Annotated in this window: 19 protein-coding genes and 1 pseudogene; 9 read left to right on the top strand and 11 right to left on the bottom strand. The window is 66.5% G+C overall.

Annotation, left to right across the window (positions count from 1 at the left end; genetic code table 11):
• Nucleotides 1-8 precede the first annotated feature (8 nt).
• From pcaD to BJD12_RS14595, 3 genes and pseudogenes are all read left to right on the top strand, one after another.
• Nucleotides 9-791 (top strand): 3-oxoadipate enol-lactonase, encoded by a 783-nt coding sequence (gene pcaD, locus BJD12_RS14585; protein ID WP_005994077.1) that lies wholly within the window; start codon nt 9-11, stop codon nt 789-791.
• A 26-nt stretch (nt 792-817) separates the two neighbouring features.
• Nucleotides 818-1204, top strand: coding sequence for a 4-carboxymuconolactone decarboxylase (pcaC, locus tag BJD12_RS14590; RefSeq protein ID WP_005994079.1), 387 nt, complete (start codon nt 818-820; stop codon nt 1202-1204).
• Between the two features lie 82 nt (nt 1205-1286).
• Nucleotides 1287-2217 (top strand): annotated as a pseudogene (locus BJD12_RS14595) (alpha/beta hydrolase).
• A gap of 210 nt (nt 2218-2427) precedes the next feature.
• Here BJD12_RS14595 and BJD12_RS14600 read toward each other — a convergent pair.
• The gene (locus BJD12_RS14600) at nt 2428-3288 is read right to left on the bottom strand and encodes an IclR family transcriptional regulator domain-containing protein (protein WP_005994084.1); all 861 of its coding nucleotides are present in this window, start codon (nt 3286-3288) and stop codon (nt 2428-2430) included.
• A gap of 146 nt (nt 3289-3434) precedes the next feature.
• Here BJD12_RS14600 and BJD12_RS14605 point away from each other — a divergent pair, with 146 nt between their 5' ends.
• Together BJD12_RS14605 and BJD12_RS14610 are read left to right on the top strand one after the other, a co-directional pair.
• Complete coding sequence (locus tag BJD12_RS14605; RefSeq protein ID WP_005994086.1) at nt 3435-4295, top strand: PA4780 family RIO1-like protein kinase; 861 nt, start codon at nt 3435-3437, stop codon at nt 4293-4295.
• Nucleotides 4296-4724: 429 nt separating this feature from the next.
• Nucleotides 4725-5672, top strand: coding sequence for an alpha/beta hydrolase (locus BJD12_RS14610; protein ID WP_005994088.1), 948 nt, complete (start codon nt 4725-4727; stop codon nt 5670-5672).
• Between the two features lie 153 nt (nt 5673-5825).
• On the opposite strand, the gene BJD12_RS14615 is transcribed toward BJD12_RS14610, so the two are convergent.
• The 3 genes from BJD12_RS14615 to BJD12_RS14625 form a co-directional block, all read right to left on the bottom strand.
• A complete protein-coding gene (locus BJD12_RS14615) occupies nt 5826-6536 on the bottom strand; it encodes a DUF2490 domain-containing protein (protein ID WP_042828188.1) in 711 nt (236 codons plus the stop codon).
• A gap of 637 nt (nt 6537-7173) precedes the next feature.
• Complete coding sequence (mnmG, locus tag BJD12_RS14620) at nt 7174-9078, bottom strand: tRNA uridine-5-carboxymethylaminomethyl(34) synthesis enzyme MnmG (RefSeq protein WP_039425178.1); 1905 nt, start codon at nt 9076-9078, stop codon at nt 7174-7176.
• A gap of 578 nt (nt 9079-9656) precedes the next feature.
• Nucleotides 9657-10121 (bottom strand): hypothetical protein, encoded by a 465-nt coding sequence (locus BJD12_RS14625; protein ID WP_074052618.1) that lies wholly within the window; start codon nt 10119-10121, stop codon nt 9657-9659.
• 158 nt (nt 10122-10279) lie between these two features.
• Here BJD12_RS14625 and BJD12_RS14630 point away from each other — a divergent pair, with 158 nt between their 5' ends.
• The 3 genes from BJD12_RS14630 to BJD12_RS14640 all read left to right on the top strand — a co-directional run bounded on the left by BJD12_RS14630 (nt 10280) and on the right by BJD12_RS14640 (nt 12502).
• Entirely contained in the window at nt 10280-11239 is a 960-nt protein-coding gene (locus BJD12_RS14630; protein ID WP_005994887.1) for a pyridoxal-phosphate dependent enzyme, read from the top strand.
• Nucleotides 11224-11841 (top strand): YdcF family protein, encoded by a 618-nt coding sequence (locus BJD12_RS14635; protein ID WP_039425184.1) that lies wholly within the window; start codon nt 11224-11226, stop codon nt 11839-11841. The genes BJD12_RS14630 and BJD12_RS14635 overlap by 16 nt, the downstream gene beginning before the upstream one ends.
• Before the next feature lie 241 nt (nt 11842-12082).
• On the top strand, nt 12083-12502 hold the full coding sequence (locus BJD12_RS14640; RefSeq protein ID WP_005994884.1) for a nuclear transport factor 2 family protein: 420 nt from the start codon (nt 12083-12085) through the stop codon (nt 12500-12502).
• A 267-nt stretch (nt 12503-12769) separates the two neighbouring features.
• Here BJD12_RS14640 and lpxO read toward each other — a convergent pair whose 3' ends face one another.
• From lpxO to bioB, 7 genes are all read right to left on the bottom strand, one after another.
• A complete protein-coding gene (gene lpxO, locus BJD12_RS14645) occupies nt 12770-13675 on the bottom strand; it encodes a lipid A hydroxylase LpxO (protein WP_005994883.1) in 906 nt (301 codons plus the stop codon).
• 194 nt (nt 13676-13869) lie between these two features.
• The gene (gene bioC / locus BJD12_RS14650) at nt 13870-14754 is read right to left on the bottom strand and encodes a malonyl-ACP O-methyltransferase BioC (protein WP_005994882.1); all 885 of its coding nucleotides are present in this window, start codon (nt 14752-14754) and stop codon (nt 13870-13872) included.
• A gap of 63 nt (nt 14755-14817) precedes the next feature.
• Nucleotides 14818-15600: an SDR family oxidoreductase gene (locus tag BJD12_RS14655; RefSeq protein WP_005994881.1), complete on the bottom strand. Its 783-nt coding sequence runs from the start codon at nt 15598-15600 to the stop codon at nt 14818-14820.
• 44 nt (nt 15601-15644) lie between these two features.
• Nucleotides 15645-16406, bottom strand: a complete 762-nt coding sequence (bioH, locus tag BJD12_RS14660; protein WP_039426987.1) for a pimeloyl-ACP methyl ester esterase BioH — start codon at nt 16404-16406, stop codon at nt 15645-15647.
• Between the two features lie 28 nt (nt 16407-16434).
• Nucleotides 16435-16818: a DUF7079 family protein gene (locus BJD12_RS14665; RefSeq protein ID WP_005994879.1), complete on the bottom strand. Its 384-nt coding sequence runs from the start codon at nt 16816-16818 to the stop codon at nt 16435-16437.
• Between the two features lie 308 nt (nt 16819-17126).
• On the bottom strand, nt 17127-18332 hold the full coding sequence (gene bioF, locus BJD12_RS14670) for an 8-amino-7-oxononanoate synthase (protein ID WP_005994878.1): 1206 nt from the start codon (nt 18330-18332) through the stop codon (nt 17127-17129).
• 205 nt (nt 18333-18537) lie between these two features.
• The gene (gene bioB, locus BJD12_RS14675) at nt 18538-19572 is read right to left on the bottom strand and encodes a biotin synthase BioB (protein WP_039426978.1); all 1035 of its coding nucleotides are present in this window, start codon (nt 19570-19572) and stop codon (nt 18538-18540) included.
• 49 nt (nt 19573-19621) lie between these two features.
• On the opposite strand from bioB, the gene BJD12_RS14680 reads away from it, so the two are divergent.
• The gene (locus tag BJD12_RS14680) at nt 19622-20347 is read left to right on the top strand and encodes a ComF family protein (RefSeq protein WP_005994876.1); all 726 of its coding nucleotides are present in this window, start codon (nt 19622-19624) and stop codon (nt 20345-20347) included.
• Nucleotides 20348-20422: the final 75 nt, after the last annotated feature.

Raw genomic sequence — 20422 nt, forward strand, 5'->3', positions numbered from 1 at the left:
GTGCTTCGATGGCTTATCTGCAATTGCCCACCCATCGCCTGCATTACCGTGTGGATGGCACCGACGGACGGCCCTGGCTGACCTTCTGCAATTCGCTCGGCACCGACCTGCACATGTGGGACGTGCAGATCGAAGCCTTCGCCCCGCATTACCGCATCCTGCGCTACGACCGCCGCGGCCATGGCGACTCGGACTCGCCGCCAGGCCCGTATAGCGTGGCCGATCTGGGGCAGGACGTGCTGGCACTGTGGGATGCCTTGCAGATCGCGCGCAGCGATTTCTGCGGGCTGTCGATCGGCGGGCTCACCGGGCAGTGGCTGGGGCTGCATGCCGCGCACCGGCTACGTCGGCTGGTGGTGTGCGCCACCGCGCAAAAGATTGGCAGTAGCGCCACCTGGGAAACCCGTATCGAGCAGGTGCGCAGCGAGGGCCTGCCGATGCTGATCGATACCACGCTGCAGCGTTGGTTTACGCCGGAGTTTGCCATCAGCCACGCGCAGCGCCTGGACATGATCGCCGCCGCCTTCGTCTCCACCTCGCCGGACGGTTACATCGCCTGCTGCCAGGCGGTGGCCGAAGCGGATTTCCGCGGTGCGCTGGATGGGCTGGGCCTGCCGCTGCTCGCCCTGGCCGGCGACGACGACCCGGTGTGCCCGCCGCCGGACCTGCGCGAGATCGCCTACGCCGCGCCCGACGGACAGTACGCCCAGGTGCCCGGCCGCCACATCTGCAATCTGGAATCTCCGGCTGCGTTCAACGACGCGGTGCTGGGGTTCCTGCAAGCCGACTGATCTTTTCCGTATGACGAGGATGCCCCATGCACGAAGACGAACGCTATCAAGCCGGCCTGCGTGAACGCCGGCGCGTGCTGGGCGATGCGCATGTGGAGCGCTCGCTGGCCGCGCGCACCGAGCTCACCACCGAATTCCAGGACCTGATCACCCGGTATGCCTGGGGCACCATCTGGACCCGCGACGGCCTGCCTGCGCACACCCGCTCGTTGATCACCTTGTCGATGATGGTCGCGCTGGGCCACGACGAAGAATTCAAGCTGCATGTGCGCGCCGCGCGCAACAATGGCGTCACCGCCGAGCAGATCAAGGAAGTGCTGCTGCAGGCGGCGATTTACTGCGGCGTACCGGCGGCCAATCACGCCTTTGCGCTGGCCAAACCGATCCTGGAAGAACAGGCGGCCGAGATGTGATCCGGTCTGCAGCGTCGCTTTCGCGTCTGCCTGCCCTGCCAGGCAGCCTGCCGAGTCCACCGCGCCCATCATGAGAGACCGCATGACGTTCCGACCCGCCTGCCTGCTCCTGCTGCTGTTGTTGGTCTCGCTGGCCGCCGGCGCACAGCCGCAGCCCGGGCCGGGCACTCGGTTGGCGCAGGTGCGCGCCGACGATGGCCAAGACACTGGCGGTGTGGTCGCGCGTTCCGGCCCAGCCGCGTGGAACGGTGCTGCTGGTGCATGGCCGCACCTGGAGTTCGCTGCCCAACTTCGACCTGCAGGTGCCTGGCGAAGCGGCCGACTCCCGCTCGGTGCTGGCCGCCTTTGCACGCGCCGGGCTCGCCGCCTATGCGGTGGACCTGCGCGGCTACGGCAGCAGTGCGCGCGACCGCAGCGGGTGGAATACGCCAGCGCGTGCGGTGCGCGATGTCGAGCAAGTGCTGGCCTGGGTCGGCCGGCAACATCCCGGCTTGCCGTCGCCCGCCTTGATTGGCTATTCCAACGGCGCGCGGGTGGCGCTGCTGATAGGCCAGCAACAGCCGCAGGCGGCGTCTGCGCTGGTACTGTATGGCTTCCCCGACGATGTCGACGCGCCGCCCACCGATACGCCAACCTCCGCTAAGCCCTTACGCGCGCGTACCACTACCGCCGCGGCCGGCGAGGATTTCATCACCGCCCAGGCGGCGGCGCCCGGTGTACGCGCGGCCTACCAGGCGCAGGCGGTGGCCGCCGACCCGGTGCGCACGGACTGGCGCGCGATGGAGCAGTTCGCGTTCCGGCCCGAGCTGGTCACGAGGTTGCCGGTGCTGCTGCTGCGGGGTGTCGATGACCCGATCGCCACGCAGGCGGACAACGCGCATCTGTTCGCGCGCCTGCATAGCGAAGACCACAGCTGGGTCACGTTGCCGCACGCCGATCATGTGGCGCATGTGGAAGACTCCCACGTCGCCTGGGTGGAGACGGTGGTGGGTTTCCTGCGTCGGCCGCGCTGAGTCTCCGCGCGCATGATGCGCAGGTGTTGAGGTATTGCAGGGGAACACGCGACGAAAGCTCTGTTGGCTGCATACGAGGCAAAGACAGACAGATGTATGTGGCGCGCAGGTACCGCTTATGTGCGGGCAGAGCCCCGCCACGCGCGGCACGCGGATCTCCGCCGCTTTGCTCAGGATCGGGTGCTGTTCCACCGCAGGACGCCGCACGCGTTAGCTCAGCAACGCTCCCAGGCGCTGCGCCGCCAGCTTCAACGGCTCCAGCAACTGCGTCTGCATGGCCTGCAGGCTGACGCGCCCGGCTTGCGCGCCGATATTGAGCGCGGCAATCACCTCGCCACGCAGGTTGCGTACCGGCACCGCGATCGAGCGCAGGCCGATTTCCAACTCCTGGTCGGTCAAGCACATGCCTTCGCGGCGCGCGCGCGCCAGGATCTCCAGCAGCGCCGAGGCCTGGGTCACCGTGCGGTCGGTGCGCGGGCGCAGCGTGGTGCGCTCCAGATAGGCCTGCAAGGTATCGCTGGGCAGGGCGGCCAGCAACACCCGTCCCATGGAGGTGCAATACGCCGGCAGCCGCGTGCCGGGGCGCAGCCCGATCGACATGATCCGCACGGTCTCCGCGCGCGCTACGTACAGCAGGTCATCGCCGTCCAGCACGCCCAGCGAGCAGGATTCGTGCAGTTGGTCGCGTAGTCCGTCCAGCACCGGCTGCGCGGCCGCGGTCATCGCCGAAGACGCCGCATACGCACCGCCAATGCCCAGCACGCGCGGCAACAGCACATAGCCACGGCCCTGCTCACCGACATAGCCCAGCTTGGCCAGCGTATGCAGCACCCGCCGCACCGCCGCGCGCGAGATGCCGGTTTCCAGGCTGATCTGCGACATCGTCACTTCGCGCGAGTGCTGGGCGAACACGCTCAGCACCACCAGACCGCGCCCCAGCGAGGTCATGAAGTCCGGGTCGCCTTGAGCGGCGGCAATCTGCTGCATCAACTCGTAGGGCAGGCCGCTCTCGCTTCCGGTCGCGGCGATGGCGGCGGGGCGTTTGCGGCGGCTGGCGGTGGGCTCGGGCATCGGATCGCGTGTCAGGCAGGTCCACGCATGGTAAGCGCTCGCGCCAATGCATGCTTCCGGTCGCACTGTGTGCGTCGCATGTAAGCGCTTCACCCTGGTTGCCGCATAATCGCTGCTGACTTGTTTCGGATCGGTCCCCCTCGTCCATGAAAACCCCCAAGGGCCTGCAGCCGCTGATCGACGACGGTGTCATCGACGAAGTGTTGCGGCCACTGAAGAGCGGCAAGGAAGCCTCCGTCTACGTGGTCAGCGCCGGCGAGGACATCCTGTGCGCCAAGGTCTACAAGGACATGGCGCAACGCAGCTTCCAGGCGCGCGTGCAATACCAGGAAGGCCGCAAGGTGCGCGGCAGCCGCCAGGCGCGCGCGATGGGCAAGGCCACCAAGTTCGGTCGCCGCGAAGCCGAGACCGCCTGGAAGAACACCGAAGCCGATGCGCTCTACCAGCTGGTGGATGCCGGCGTGCACGTACCCAAGCCACGCGGCTATTTTCATGGCGTGCTGCTGATGGATCTGGTCACCGACGAAGCCGGCCACAGCGCACCGCGCCTGGGCGAAGTGGAACTGGAACCCGAGCAGGCACGCGCATTCCATATCAGCCTGATCGGCGATGTGGTCAAGATGCTGTCGTTGGGTCTGGTGCACGGCGATCTGTCCGAATACAACGTGCTGGTCTCGCCCGAGGGCCCGGTGGTGATCGATTTCCCGCAGGTGGTCAGCGCCGCCGGCAACAATGCCGCGCGCGACATGCTGCTGCGCGATGTGCACAACCTGCGCGACTGCCTGGGCCGCTTCGCTCCGGACCTGCTGGACACCCACTACGGCGAAGAGATGTGGGCGCTCTACGAAAAGGGCGAGTTGCGCCCGGACAGCGCGCTCACCGGCCGCTTCAAGTTCGACACCAAGCGCGCCGACGTGCGCGCCATCCGCGCCTCGATCGAAGACGCGCGGCAGGAAAACCTGATCCGCCAGCAAGGCCGTGAAGCCGCAGCCGAAGACGACGATTGATCGCTGCATGCGTATCCACGCGCGTTGCCACTGCGACGGGCGAGTCGGCCCTCGGCCAGGACTGCATTGATCCAGCCACAGGCCGTTGCCTGGGGACTGACACAAGGGACGTGACGCGGTACGTGCGCATTGAAGGCGCTACCCTGGATGAAACGCGTTGCAGCCATATCCGGCACCGCCTGCGCCCGCAGGCTGCCCATGGGTTCTTTACTGCGCGTGGGCGCGATGCAACGCAGCAATTGTGGCCGCCGCTGCCGCTTGCGGGCCTGCAAGATCGAACGCAGTGCATGTCGAAACCCTTGTGTGGCAAGCCAATCATGGGGTCGCTCAATCGTCTTGATGCATCTGAGTAGATCGTTATAAAAACTAATGATTATCTGAAATAAGTATCAGGCAAACTCGGCAATCCTCACTGCCAGCGAGACCGCCATGTTCGATCCCGATGTCGTTCGCTTGTTCACCGTTCTACAGCAGGCCGCCCAGCCACCGATGGAAACGCTGCCCCTGGCAGAGGCACGCGCGATGATGCGAGGGTTGAGTACGCAGCTCGGCTTTCCGGTGCTGGAGATGGCGCAGGTGCGCGCGGTGCATGCAGACACCGCTGCCGGCAGCGTGCCGCTGCGGCTTTATCGTCCGGCGGGCATGAGCGAGGGTCCCGCACCTACCTGCCTGTTCGTGCATGGCGGCGGGGGCGTAGTCGGCGATCTGGATTCGCATGACGATGTCTGCCGGCAGCTTGCCGCACGCGCCGGTTGTCAGGTGCTGGCCGTTGATTACCGCCTCGCGCCGGAGCACCCCGCGCCGGCCGGAGTGGAGGACGTCATTGCCACGGTGCAGTGGCTGGCTGCGCATCCGGAGCAGGTGGGCGCCGATCCGCAGCGCTTGGCGCTGGCCGGCGACAGCATCGGCGGTGCGATGGCTGCTGCGGCTGCAATTGCCGCACGCGATGCCGGCATCGCGCTGCGCTGCCAGCTGTTGCTATACCCGCTGACAGACACGCGCGAAGACAGCGGCGAGCACCCGTCCCGCACGACCAATGCAGACATCCCGCCACTCACGCGGCAGGCCACGCAGTTCTTCAACCAGCATTTCATCAAGGACCCGGCCGTCACCCTGGATTGGCGTGTTTCGCCGCTGCTGGCGCCTGAACTGAGCGGCGTTGCGCCGGCGTTGATCGTGCTGGCCGAGCGCGACATCCTGCACGACGAAGGCCTGCGTTATGCCCAGCGCCTGCGCGCAGCAGGCGTGGAGGTCAGCGTGCACACCTTTCCCGGCATGGTGCACGGCTTCATCCAGATGGGCAGCATCATCCAGGCGGCTGACAAGACTTTGGACATGTGTGCCGAAACGCTGCGACAGCGGCTGTTGCCGGTGTGATCGAGCGTGCTGCCGGCATCGGCAACCCGCTCGGCGGCATGGTGCGCTGGGTGGGTTGGTACGCGACGCGGATGCAATCGCACAGCCAATGCACTCCACTCGAACACACGCCCATGCAATCCGGCACTGACTGCCAGTGTAGCTCGGAGATGTTTAGAAATTGAAGCGAAACGTCGTCATCAATACGTGGTTTTCGCGGTCCACCGCACGCGTATTGACGAACTGGTTGAGATAACCAATGTCCATATTGGCGATGGGGTTGAATTTCCAGTTGATGCCGACAAAGACGCGGTTCTGATCGATGCCGCGGCGCGCGCCCCATTGGGTCTGATCGAGATTGACGAACAGCTCGTTGAAGAGCACCCAGGACAGTTGCGGGCTGAATCCACTCGGTCGGGTGGCACGAAGCATCTGGCGCACCCGGTAGCCTTCATCGCTGAAGCCTTCGCGATGACGCTGTTCCAGGCGCGTCCGGCTGGTAATGGTGATATCGGCGATGGGGTCGAACTGATATTGAAATTGTCCCCACCAGCGATTTTCGCGGTTGGACGGCTGGCCGGCCGGATGGCTGATGATGGTGTCATACCCCATCCAGGCACTGGCCTTGGCGTTGAGCCGGTAAAACACCGCAGGGCGCAGGATCAACTGATCGAACTGCTCGCCCTCTTCGCGCCAGCGCGGATGAATATCCATGCTCCAGTAAAGGTTTTCGACCGGCAGTTTGCCCTGGGCGTAAATACTCAGCCAATACCGTCCATCTTCTTCGGTATTGGCATGTGCCGTTGAAATACTTGCTAGCAGTAAAAACAGAACAGGGCCCGCGGTGCGAAACGTTGCGGCCCGTAGCGTGCTAAATGTGTTCATTTAGTCAAATGTGTCGTCGTTGGCAAATCATAGCAACATCTCTTGTGTTTCTATCGACCGTCTGGTCGACCCGTAGCGCCTTTGTTCGCCGGCAGCTTCGTTAATCGGGATGCGCCATCGTTTCGGCGCATCGGATGACGTTCTGTCGAGGAGGCGAGGCGTCGCCGGGTTTGCTGGTACACCCTTGCAGCGTCGTCCATCGTTCGTCAGTGCTGCCATCATCGGTGCCGAACCGCGCAGGCGCGCAGCCACTCGCCGGTATTGCAATCGATGCGTCCGGTCGCCGCTGCACCAGCATTCCCGGCGTCTGTAATGCAAAATGCCCGTCCCGATCGCGCAACCTGTAGTGGCCAGGCGCGCCCAGGCAGTGCGTAATCGGTCTGGCCGGGGCGTAGCGGCGTGGGGATGTTGAAGTGCCGCTCCAACAGATCCGCAAGCGACTCCAGGCGTCGCCCTGCCGCGAATGGGGCAGGGCTATGGTTTCCTCAGCGGCCGTGCGTTGGATTTGCCTGGAGCCGACTATCCATGACGGCCGGCGATCGCTCGCATCGGCCAATCTTGCGCGTTAGAGCGCGTCGCGCAGCGGTCGCATACCTACCCGATGCTCGCGGACGCCCGTCAACAGTCGCCATCTCGATCAAGCCACCTGGCTGCGGCGCGCGCGTTCCAGATGCACCAGCAGCAGCGAAATCGCCGCAGGGGTCATGCCCGGGATGCGTTGCGCCTGGCCGATGTGTTGCGGACGCACACGTTCGAGTTTTTGCTGCACTTCAATCGACAGCCCCCGCACGTTGGCGTAGTCGAACCCTTCCGGAATCGGCGTGGTTTCCTGGCGTTGCTGGCGCGCGATATCGTCGCGCTGGCGATCCAGATAACCGGCGTACTTGACGCTGATTTCCACCTGTTCGGCCACCTGCGTATCGTCTACGCCCGGCCCCAGGGTTGGCACACGCATCAGCGCAGCGTAGTTGAGTTCAGGGCGCTTGATCAGGTCCAGCACATTCGTTTCGCGACTGAGCGACACGCCCAGTGTCTGTGTCACTTCGCGGCCCAGCGCATTGCCCGGTGTCGCCCACAGTGCCGACAGACGTGTGGTTTCGCGCTGCACTTGTTCCTGCTTTGCCGAAAACCGCGCCCAGCGCAGGTCGTCGACCAGCCCCATCGCGCGGCCAACGCCGGTCAGGCGCGCATCGGCATTGTCCTCGCGCAGTTGCAGCCGGTACTCGGCGCGGCTGGTGAACATGCGATACGGCTCGGTGGTGCCATGGGTGATCAGATCGTCCACCAGCACGCCCAGGTAGGCTTCGTCGCGGCGCGGCGACCACGCCGGCAACCCTTGCACATGACGGGCGGCGTTGAGACCGGCCAGCAGGCCTTGCGCGGCGGCTTCTTCGTAACCGGTGGTGCCGTTGATCTGCCCGGCGAAGAACAGCCCGCCGACCGCCTTGGTTTCCAGCGAGGCCTTGAGCCCGCGCGGGTCGAAGAAGTCGTATTCGATCGCGTAGCCGGGGCGGGTGATGTGCGCCTGCGCAAAGCCATGGATCGAGCGCACCAGCGCCAGCTGCACGTCGAATGGCAGCGAGGTGGAAATGCCGTTGGGGTAGATCTCGGTCACCTCCAGGCCTTCGGGTTCGACGAAGATCTGGTGGCTGGTCTTCTCGGCGAAGCGCACCACCTTGTCTTCGATCGACGGGCAGTAACGTGGGCCGATGCCTTCGATCTGCCCGGAATACAGCGGCGAGCGATGCAGCGCATTGCGGATGATGTCGTGGGTCTGCTCGGTGGTCTGGGTGATCCAGCAGCTGACCTGTCGCGGGTGGTCGCCGACCTGGCCCATGAACGACATCACCGGCAGCGGGTCATCGCCCGGCTGCTCGACCATCACGCCGTAGTCCAGCGAGCGCCCATCGATGCGCGGTGGGGTGCCGGTCTTGAGCCGGTCGATGGCGAACGGGCGTTCGCGCAGGCGCGCGGCCAGGGTGGTGGCCGGCGGGTCGCCCATGCGCCCGGCCGCATATTGGGTTTCGCCCACATGGATCTTGCCGGCCAGGAAGGTGCCGGCGGTCAGCACCACCGCCGGTGCCTCGAAGCGCAGCCCGGTCTGGGTGATGACCCCGCGCACGCTGTCGGCCTCGCTTGCGCCGTTGTGGATGATCAGGTCGTCCACCGCCGCCTGGAAGACGGTCAGATTGGGCTGCGCCTCGACGATGCGACGGATCGCATTGCGATAAAGATTGCGGTCGGCCTGGCAACGCGTGGCGCGTACTGCCGGCCCCTTGGATGCATTGAGCGTGCGCCACTGGATCCCGGCCAGATCCGCCGCGTGCGCCATCGCGCCGCCCAGCGCATCGATCTCCTTGACCAGATGGCCCTTGCCGATTCCGCCGATGGCCGGATTGCAGCTCATCGCGCCCACGGTCTCGATGTTGTGGGTCAGCAGCAGGGTGCGCGCACCGGCGCGCGCGGACGCCAGCGCAGCCTCGGTGCCGGCATGGCCGCCGCCGATCACGATGACGTCGAAGCGGTAGAAAGAGTCGGACATGGGCGTGGACTAAGAGCGGAAAGGGGAAAACGGCCGCGGAAGTATCGGCTGAAGAGCGGTTGAGGTCATCAATTCACTAAAAATGTGACGTAAATCACATTTTTAAACACTGACCCTCAAGTCGGCATGTTTCGTGCGGATATCCCTACTGCACCCGTCGTGGCATTGCGACATGGGCGCAAAGGCTGGAATTGGAACAGGGGCCAGCCGCGCGTGCGACGGGGTAGCGTAAGGGTCGGTAGTCGGGGGACTGCCGACCCTTATTTTTTGCGGGGCGCCAGGCGGCTCACCTATTCGAGACACCAACGTTCAATACCGACAGGCGCTGCGCCAGCACGGTAAATGCATAAAGCCCCGGCATGCCGGGGCTTTATGCATTGAAGGCGCCGATATCCGACAGGGCCGGAACAGGGGGGATCCAGATTTCCCTGTCGGACATCGACATAAGTCGGTCAGTGAGGCGGACCGGGTCACAACATGACGCGGCGAGTCACACAGAGCACCTAGCTTGCGACCAAGTGCTAGCTGAACGCAAGCCCCCAATGTTGGCATTTGTGGGACGTGTCGCAGTCAGCTTGTCAGGGGATCTGCTGACGACTGTTGCGTGGCGCGGTCTGACGCTGGATTTCGCGAATCACGCGGGGCGGGGCACCGATCCGTGCCGGTGGCCGCGCGGGTGGTGCGCCAGTCGCCGGTGGCGAATTCGGTCGCTGTGGACGCGGGCCGTTAGGTCGCGGGCCATTGTTGTACGAGCCGTTCGGACGCGGTGGGCGGTACTGGGGGCGGCGATCGTACGGCCGGTAGTAGTAGCCACCGCCACGATAGACCGGATACACAGGGTAGTCGTACAGCCCAATCGCGCCGGCACCATAGGGGGCTCCGTAAGGGCCACCGTAGGAATAAGGCGAGTATCCGGGAGGGTAACGGTATTGCACGGCAGGGGCGCCACGGTAATAGCCGCCCGATCGACCTCCGGTGTAGTCGTAGGTTGCGCAGCCGCTCAGGGCCAGTAGCCCGGCAGCGAAGATCAGACGGAATTTCATGGATGGTGCCCTCCTGCAACCATGGTGCTACTTTCGAACCGATGCATTGAATCGGTCCTTAACTGTGCAGCAATGTGGCGCTTTTTCATCGATCCAGCATGCGCAGGCAGTGTGCGTGCGAGCCGTGAAGAGCGGAGCGATACGTTAATCTTGCAGGCATGATCGAGACGGTCCCTCTTGCCCATTCAGATGTCCTGCAGGCCGCCGCGCGCATTGCGCCGCACTGCGCGACGACACCGTTGCTGACCTCGCACCATCTGGATGCGCTCTGCGGCGCGCAGTTGTTCTTCAAGGCCGAGCACCTGCAGCGCAGCGGCGCGTTCAAGTTTCGTGGCGCCTGCAATGCGGTGTGGTCGTTGCCGGACGACCTGGCGCCTCTCGGTGTGGTCACCCATTCGTCCGGTAACCATGGTGCGGCGTTGGCGCTGGCCGCCCGTACCCGCGGGATCGGCTGTCATGTGGTGGTGCCCGAAGGCGCCGTTGCCGCCAAGCTGGCCAATATCTCCCGGCATGGCGCCACGCTGTGGCGCTGCGCCCCGACCATCGCCGCCCGCGAGCAGATGTGTGCCCAGGTCCAGGCCACCAGTGGCGCGACCTTGGTGCATCCGTACACCGATCCGGCCGTGATCGCCGGCCAGGGGACGGCCACGCTGGAGTTGCTGCATCAAAGCGGCGGGCTGGACGTGCTGCTGGCGCCGGTTGGCGGCGGCGGGCTGGCGGCCGGTGCGGCGTTGGCGCTGCGGTCTGCGCCGGGCTGTGCACTGGTGCTGGCCGAGCCGAGCGGGGCGGCCGACACCGCGCGCTCGCTGGCGGCCGGGCAACGCCTGGTCGACTTCGTACCCGACACCGTCTGCGATGGTCTGCGCGGCACCCTGGGTGCGCCGAACTTTGCGCTGCTGCAAGCCGGCGGCGCACAGGTGATCACGGTGGACGACGCGGCCGTGGTGCAGGCGATGCGGCTGATCTGGCAGGTGCTCAAGCAGGTGCTGGAGCCGTCTTCGGCCATCACGCTGGCGGCGCTGCTGGCCGAGCCGGCGCGCTTTGCCGGGCGCAGGGTCGGGCTGATCCTGTCCGGCGGCAATGTCGATCTGGACGCCCTGCCGTGGGCCGCCGCGTGAGCAGGCGTGCGCGTGGGCTCGGCCTGTGGGGCTGGGGCTGGCGGTTATGCATGCTGGCGCTGATCTGGCTGGTGGCGGTGGCCGCCTGGATCGTCTGGGTGGGCGACCGCGATCAGGCCGCGCCCGCGGACGTGATCATCGTGTTGGGGGCCGCCGCCTACGACGCGCGCCCGTCGCCCGTCTTCGAAGAGCGGATCCGGCATGCGCTGGATCTGTATGGGCAAGGCTATGCGCCGCGCTTGTTGTTCACTGGCGGCTTCGGCAATGGCGCGCGCTTTGCCGAGTCGCAGGTGGCACGGCGTTACGCGCTGCGCCATGGTGTGCCGCCGGAAGCGATCGTGATCGAGACCAGTTCGCGCACCACCCGCCAGAATCTGCTGCAGGCGCGGGCGCTGATGGAGCGGCACGGCATGCACCGGGCGATCATCGTCAGCGACCCGTTGCACATGGCGCGCGCGCTCCGGCTCTGCCAGGAGCTGGGAGTGGATGCGCTGGCGTCGTCCACGCCAAGCACGCGTTTTCGCAGCTTCCACACCAGCTGGCGCTTCCTGCTGCAGGAGGTCTATTTTTTCCACCGCGATCTGGTGGTGCAGGGCACCTGAAGCCGCTGCGTGTCATCCGATGGCATCGCCTGGCGCTGCGAGGCGACGGAGACGTGTGAGGTGCTCGGGCACCTTGCGCGGACAGGTTGGTTTCGGGCCGCAGCGGTTTGGTCGTGCGCTGCACAACGGCGTGGTCGTTTCGAGGATGGGAAACGCATGCGATGGAGTGGACGCTAACCGCGTGCCGGCGCGCGCGCCAAACCCGCTCTATGATGCGGCTTTCCCAGCGGCAGGTACGAGCATGAGCGAGAGCAATCGGCAACGCGCCATCGGCCTGGTCCAGGCCTATTACGACGCCTTCAACCGCGGCGATTGGGATGCCATGCTGGCGTTCCTGGACGAGGATGTGGCGCATGACCTCAATCAGGGGGCGCGCGAGATCGGCCGCGCAGAGTTCGCGGCCTTTCTGCAGCGGATGAACGACAGCTACAGCGAGCAGCTGCGCGACATCGTGATCACCGCCAACGACGAGGGCACGCGCGTGGGTGCCGAATACGTGGTGCACGGGGTCTACCACACCACCGACGAAGGCCTGCCGGACGCCAACGGGCAGGCCTATGTGCTACCGGGTGGTGCGTTCTTCGATGTGCATAACGGCACCATCACCCGCGTCACCAACTACTACAACCTGCAGGAATGGATCGCGCAGGTATCGCGCTGAGTGCATGGCTGGTCGGGCCGCCTATCGGCATGGGCGTCCATCGCATGCAGGAGCGTGGCTGCAGGCGATGGACGCTCGACCGTGACGGGCCTGTATCGCTCGCCGGGTGCGCTCCAGTGCCCTGTAGTCACAGCAAGCCCGTGCATGGCCTGGTCGGCGACCATCGGCAGGGGCGGTCAGGCGGGTGTCCGAGTTTGTCTGCGCGCAATGACGCGTCCTCCGGAACGCCTGTCGCGCCTGGCGCGCTGCTACATGGGTGGTCGGGCGTTACAGCAGCACGATCCCGACCACCACCAGCACGAAGATGCTCCACTTCAGCACCTGGTACAGCGGGTTGTTGCGCTCTTTCAGCGCCTTGGCCTTCAGACGCGCCGCGTAGAAATAACGGAACACGCGGTTGATGCCGCCGGTCTTGTCGCCTTCCTGGTTGGGCGAGGCGCCGGCCGAAAGCAGGCTGCGGCCGACAAAGCGATTCAGTGCCGCCGCCCAGCGCCAGCGCATCGGGCGTTCGATATCGCAGAAGAGGATGATGCGGTCCTGGTCGGTGTCGTTGCGCGCGTGGTGGATATAGGTCTCGTCGAACATGGTCCACTCGCCGTCGCGCCAGCTATGGCGCTGGCCGTCGACGTCGATGAAGCAGCGGTCGTCGTTGGGCGTGGCCAGGCCCAGGTGCAGGCGCATGGACCCGGCAAACGGGTCGCGGTGCGGGCGTAGTTCGCTGCCCGGCGGCAACTCGGCAAACATCGCCGCCTTCACCGTGGGGATGGACTTGAGCAACGCAGTGGTCTGCGGGCACAGTTCGGCCGCCGACGGGTGCGCGGTGCCGTACCACTTCAGATAGAAACGCTTCCAGCCGCGGCGGAAAAACGAGTTGAAGCCGATATCGGTGTAGCCATCGGCAGCGCGGATCTTCTGCATCTGCTGCAACGCCACCGCTTCGTCGCGGATCACCGGCCAGTTGGCACGCAGCGGCGCAAGCTCCGGGAATTCCTTGCCCGGGTCGATGAACGGCGTGGTCGGCACGCGCGAGCACAGGTACATCAGCGTGTTGATCGGCGCCATGAAGGTGGAATGGTCGAGCAACTGCCGGCTGAGCCGGTGGCGCACGCGACCGCGGTAATGGATGTACAGCGCTGATGCGATGAACAGCGCGATGAGAAGCCACTTCAACATGGGGGAAACCGTTTGGGGGCAGGGTCGCTGGGGGCGAAACCAGAAGCGGGTGCGCCGGGACAGGATCGCGGCGCTTTGTGAGTGAATTCTACCGGTAGTCACTGGCACACCTGATGGCGCGGCATCGGTGCCGGCGCAATACTGTGTGTCACCGGCACCGGCGTGTTGCCGCCGCCGCTATGCACCGCCGTGCGTCAGTCGATGCGGCGGCGGATCGGGATGGAGGACACCGGGACGCTGGCGACGTCCTGGCCGCGCTCGCGAATGGGCGCGCCCGGCGCCGGCGCCCAGGCGTGCGCGTAGATCACTTCCCAGGAGCTGGGCAGGGTGCCGTCCGGCCGCCGCAGCGGTTCGTAGGCGGCACTGGCAGCGGCAAAGCGGCCGCGTCCGGTCAGCGTGGCGCGGCGGTTGCTGAGCGCATTGGTGGCGCCCATCGCACGCAACTCGCGCATCAACGCGGGCAGGTCGTTGTAGGTGAGCGTAAACAGGTCGCGGTCCAGCACCGGGTCGCGGAAGCCGGACATCAACAAGGCATCGCCGAATTGCGCGATCGGCGGGAAGCGGCTGACGTGCGGTGCGGTGTCGGCCTCGGCGAAAGCGTCGCGCAACTCGATCAGGGTCTCCGGCCCGAAGGTGGAGCACAGCAGCAGCCCGCCCGGCCGCAGCGCGCGCCGGAACCCGGCGAACACCGCCGGCAGGTCTTCCACCCACTGCAGGCACAGGTTGCTGAAGATCACATCCACGCTGCCATCGGCCACCGGCAGCGCGCGCGCATCGGCGCAGACCTGTGTAAACGGCTTCCACCAGCCCGCGGCCTTGCGCGCCTGACGCAGCATCGGCATGGCCTGGTCGAGGGCGATTACCTGCGCCTTGGGCCAGCGCTTCTTGATCGCGCCGCTGGCATGGCCGGGGCCGGCACCCACATCCAGAACCACCTTGGGTACCTGCTCGCCCAGGTAATCGAGCGACTCGAGCAGGCGCGTTTCCACCTCGCGTTGCAACGCGGCGGCGGCGGCATAAGTGTTGGCGGCCCGCGCGAAGGCGCGGCGGACGTGGCGGGGATCGAAAGTGCTGTTCATTGCGGCGCTATTGTCGCCCGTGGGCGCGGCGGAGGGAATCGATGCCGGCTGCGGGCTGACGCACTAGAACGTGCCCGGATAACTGCCGCCATCGATCAACAGGTTTTGCCCGGTGATATAGCCGGCCTGCGCGCTGCAAAGGAGTGCGCAAGCCGCGCCGAACTCGTCGGGCTCGCCAAAGCGCCCGGCGGGAATGGACGCCTGCTTGCGCTTTGCGACCTCCCCGGCAGTGCTGCCTTGCTGCTGCGCGATCGCGGCGAAGTTGCCGCGCAGGCGGTCGGTGGCGAACTGCCCGGGCAACAGGTTATTGAGGGTGACGTTGTCGGCCACCGTGCTGCGCGCCAGCCCGGCAACGAAGCCGGTGAGGCCGGCACGCGCGCCGTTGGACAGGCCCAGGATGTCGATCGGCGCCTTCACCGCGCTGGAGGTGATGTTGACGATGCGGCCGAAGCGGCGCGCACGCATGGCATCGACGGTGGCACGGATCAGTTCGATCGGCGCCAGCATGTTGGCGTCCAGCGCGCGCAGCCAGTCCTCGCGCTCCCATTGCCGGAAATCGCCTGGCGGTGGGCCGCCTGCGTTATTGATCAGGATATCGACCTGCGGGCAGGCCGCGAGCGCGGCGGCGCGGCCTTCCGGGGTGGCGATATCGGCCACGACGCTGCGCACTTCCGCGGCGCCGGGCAGTGCGCGCACGGTGTCGGCGGCCTGATCCAGCGCTGCGCGGCCGCGCGCGGCGATCACTACGTTGACGCCTTCCTGCGCCAGGGCGCGGGCGCAGCCCAGGCCCAAGCCCTTGCTGGCGGCGCAGACCAATGCCCAGCGCCCGGTGATTCCCAGATCCATGCGATGCGTCCTCGATCAGCGAGGTCGCATGATCGGCGATCTGCTCACGGTACGGACGCAACGAAGCGTTGCAGCGCCTCGGCCACCTGATCGGCGTGACCGAGAAACGGCGCGTGACCGCCGCCGGCGATGGTGAGCGCCTGCGCGTGTGGCGCGAGCGCAGCGGCGGCGTGCATGCCGGCGGCTGGCACCAGCCGGTCGCGTTGCCCGGCAATCCACAGGCTGGGGCGCGCCAGCTGCGGCAATGCGCGGCGCAGGTCGGTGCGTTCGAGCAGGGCCAAGCCTTGTTGCAGGGCATCGGCCGCCGGCTCGCCGCGTGCGCCGAGCGTTTCGCGCAGGCTGCGCAATTCGGCGCGCGCATGCGCCGAGCCCAACGTATCCAACGCCAGAAACCGCTCCAACGTGCCACGGTAATCGCGCGCCAAGTCTTGGCCGAATTGCACGAACACCTCGCGCTCGACCGCGTGGTCCCAATCGGCGCTCCGCACGAAGCGCGGCGTTGCCGCGATCATCGCCAGCCCGCGCACCTGCGGTTGGGTGGCGGCAGCATGCAGCGCAAACAGCCCACCCAGCGACCAGCCGACCCACACCGCCGGCGGCGTGGCCGCGGCAATGGCGGCAACCACATCCGGCAAGGCCAACGGCGTGGTGTCGTCGCGACTGAAGCCGTGCCCGGGCAGATCGACCAGGTGGAGTTGGTAATGCGACGACAGCCGCTCCACCAGCGGTGCGAACACGCCGCCGTGCAACGCCCAACCGTGCAGAAGAACCAGCGCAGGCCCGTGGCCGATGACATCGATATGCATGCGTGGATTGTCGCCGATCGGCGCGCGCTCAGCGTGCAGAACGTGCGCGTTCTGCATCGATTGCAGGCGCCAGCGCCGCCCATTGCTGGCGCGCATATCCGCGCCAGCACCAACGATCCGGCCAGCGCCAGCGACGCGCGCGCTGCGCGGTGATCGCAGCGGCCAACCAGTGAGAATCGAAGCCGTCCCACACGCCGGCAACGCTGCGCAGATTGCCGATCAACACCGGGTGCACCTCGTGCAGCAGCATCGTGCGCAATTGCGGCAACGTAAACGGCGAGGCAGCCAGGATCTGGGCAATGCGCGCGTGCTCTCCATCGCACGCGCTGTCCAGATACAGCAGCGACAATGCCTCCCAGACGCGGCGTTGCGCCGGCGTGGCAGTTGGCGTGTCGGGCGCGGTCATTGCCATGTCAGCGGACGGGTGGGGGGTGACTGCCGGCGTGGATGCTGCGATATCGGCGCGGAGCTGCCGCTACCCGGGTAGCGGCGTTCGGGTTGAAGCGACGCCACAGCGGGTTGATCAGGAGTGCAGGCTTTAGTTGTCATGCAAATGACGGGTGGTACGGTGATGTGCAGTGCGTCCAATGCACGCTTTGGATGCAGTCGAAACGTGCGCGCCGACAGGGCGCGCCCATCGAGCATTCGCGTGAGACATCCTCCCTCCGGGTGCCTGTCGCCCTGCCCAGCGTTGCGCACGATCTTGCTGCCAGAAGCGCTTTAAGCGGAGGCGCGCAGCGGTTGCCGGCTGACCACATCGCGCGCCTGCACGATCGCCTCGATCAATGCCTGTACCTGCTGCGGCGTATGCAGCGCCGACAAGGTCACCCGCAGGCGCGCCTTGCCTTCGGGCACGGTGGGCGGGCGGATCGCGCCGACCATGAAACCGGCCTGTTCGAGTGCGGCCGACATCGCCATCACCGTGGCTTCCTCGCCGCACAGCAGCGGCTGGATCGGCGTGTCGGAGGCCATCAGTTCGAACCCATGCCGGCGCGCGCCATCGCGAAAGTTGCCGATCAATTCGACCAGGCGCGCACGTCGCCAATCGTCGCGCCGCGCCAACCGCACCGCGGCCAGGGTGGCGGCCACCTGCGCCGGCGGCAGGGCGGTGGTGTAGATGTACGGGCGCGCGGTTTCGGCCAGATGGCGGATCAGCGCTTCGTCGCCGACCACGACCGCGCCGTAGCCGCCGAGCGCCTTGCCCAGGGTCACCAACTGCAGCGGCACTTCGGCAACGCCCAGGCCGGCGTCGGCCACGCAGCCGCGCCCTTGCGGGCCCAGCACGCCCACGCCGTGCGCATCGTCGACATAGAACAACGCGTCCTGCATGCGCGCCACCAGGCTCAAGGCGCGCAACGGCGCCACATCGCCATCCATGCTGAAAACGCCGTCGCTGGCCAGCATCGCCGCGCCCTCGGGGGCGCCCTTGAGCTGGCGCATCGCGCCTTCCACATCCAGATGCGGATAGCGTCGCAGCCGGCAGCCGGCCAGTCGCGTGGCGTCGAGCAGGCTGGCGTGGTTGAGCCGGTCCTGCACGCACACATCGTCTTCTTCGCTGAGCAAGGCCTGCTGCACGGCCAGGTTGGCGATGAAGCCGCTACTGAACAGCAGCGCCGACGGGTAGCCCAGCCACTCGGCGATGTCGCGCTCGAGCGTTTCGTGGGCGGTGTGGTGGCCGCAGATCAGATGCGAGGCAGTTGCGCCGGCGCCATCGCGCGCGGCGGCATCCTGCAATGCAGCGACCACTTCGAACTGTTGCGACAGGCCCAGGTAGTCGTTGGAACAGAAGCCGGTCAGCCAGCGGCCATCGATCTCCAGCCGTACGCCATCACGGCGGCCGACTTGGCGCCGCACCCGGACCCGTTCCTGGGCGACGCGCAACTTGCGCAGCGACGAAATCCGTTCGTGCAGATCGGGGCGAGCCATGAGGGAGTTCGACAACGGAAGAGGGTCGCTAGCGTAGCCTGCCGCGGTCACCTCGCCCAGCCGGCACCGACGGCCGGTGGGAGCGAGGTGGCTTTGCGGTGCGCTCGGACTGCTGGCGAGGCCGGTTTACCGCTGCAGCGCGCCCTTCTCGACGTAGAAGGGTTGGACCGCAGTGCGGCTCATCCCGGAACGACGTCCGCCGTCATCATGCTGCGTGTTCGCACGCCGCGCCGCAGGTGATGTCCGCATGCACCGTACCAGGGTGGTCGTGGTCGGCGGCGTCGACGGTGATCTGCATTGGGCGCAGGCCCAGTCGCTGGAACAAGGCCTGGTCGCGCTCGGTGTCCGGGTTGCCGGTGGTGAGCAGTTTCTCGCCGTAGAAAATGGAGTTGGCGCCGGCCAGGAAACACAGCGCCTGCAGCTCGTCGCTCATCGTTTCGCGCCCCGCGGACAGGCGCACCATCGACTTGGGCATGGTGATGCGGGCCACCGCGATCATGCGCACGAACTCGAACGGGTCCAACTGCTGGGTACCGTGCAGCGGCGTACCGGCGACCTGCACCAGCTGGTTGATCGGCACCGAGTCCGGGTGCGCAGGCAGGGTGGCCAGCGCCAACAGCAGGCCGATGCGGTGCTCGCGGGTTTCGCCCATGCCGACGATGCCGCCGCAGCAGGTCTTCAGGCCCACATCGCGCACGTGCTCCAGGGTATTCAGGCGGTCCTGGTACTGGCGGGTGTGGATGATGGAATCGTAGTAGTCCGGCGCGGTGTCCAGATTGTGGTTGTAGTAGTCCAGCCCGGCGTCCTTGAGCGCGCGCGCCTGGCCCGCGTCGAGCATGCCCAGCGTGGCGCAGGTCTCAAGACCCATCGCCTTGACCTCGCGGATCATCGCCGCGACCTTGGGAATGTCGCGCTCCTTCGGCGAGCGCCACGCCGCGCCCATGCAGAAGCGCGAGGCGCCGGCGGCCTTGGCTTGGCGTGCCTTGGCGACGACTTCTTCGGTTTCCATCAGCTTTTGCGCGGTCACGCCGGTGTCGTAGCGCTGCGCCTGCGGGCAGTACGCACAATCCTCCGGACAGCCGCCGGTCTTGACCGACAACAGCGTCGACACCTGCACCTCGGCCGGATCGAAATGTGCGCGGTGCACGCTGGCTGCGTGATGCAGCAACTCGGGGAACGGCAGATCGAACAATGCCTGTAGCTCTTTGCGATCCCAGTCATGGCGTACGACAACAGACATCGGAGTTTCCTGACAGTCAGCGGCTTGGAAGGCAGGCAGTCTGGTGAGCATGGAAGAGGCTGTCAACTTTGAAGAAGTGGGTTCGGTTTACAGGTGGCCGCAACGGGTGTTGCGGCTGCTGTTGCCGAGTCTGTGCCTGGTCTGCGCGGAAGCGGGCATGTCCGATTGCGATCTATGCCCCTCGTGCCGTGCCGCATTGCCCGAGCACGGCCACGCCTGCCTGTGCTGCGCCACCCAGCTGTTCGCCTCCGATGGGGTGGCGCTATGCGGGCAATGCCTGCAGCAGACCCCGCCACTGCAGCGCGTGCATGCGTGCTTTACCTATCGCTGGCCGGTGGACGGGTTGCTGCGGCGCTTCAAGTTCCATCAGGACCTGGCAGCAGGGCGCCTGCTCAGCGAGTTGATGGCCAGGCGCTGCGCTCGGTTGCCGCGGCCGCAGGCGTTGGTGCCGGTGAGCCTGCATCGGCAGCGCCTGCGCCAGCGCGGTTACGACCAGGCGCTTGAGCTAGCCAAGCCGCTGGGCCGCGCGCTGCGGTTGCCGTGCCTGCCATTGTTGCGTCGCACGCGTGCGACGGCGCCGCAATCGGAGCTGGATGCCGTGGAGCGCCAACGCAATCTGCGCGACGCCTTCATCGCACGCGGCGCCCTGCCCGCACATGTGGCGCTGGTGGATGACGTGATGACTACCGGTGCCACGCTGCACGCGGCAGCGCAGGCCTTGCGACGCGCGGGCGTGCAGCGGGTCGATGCGTGGGTGTGCGCGCGGGTGCCGTGAGGGTTGGTCGCTTGCGCGTTGTAGCTTTGCACCGTCAGGCTCCGCCCGCCCCCATTCCCGTCTGGGTGGACGTTT

The sequence above is a fragment of the Xanthomonas vesicatoria ATCC 35937 genome (assembly GCF_001908725.1).
GTDB classification, from domain to species: domain Bacteria; phylum Pseudomonadota; class Gammaproteobacteria; order Xanthomonadales; family Xanthomonadaceae; genus Xanthomonas; species Xanthomonas vesicatoria.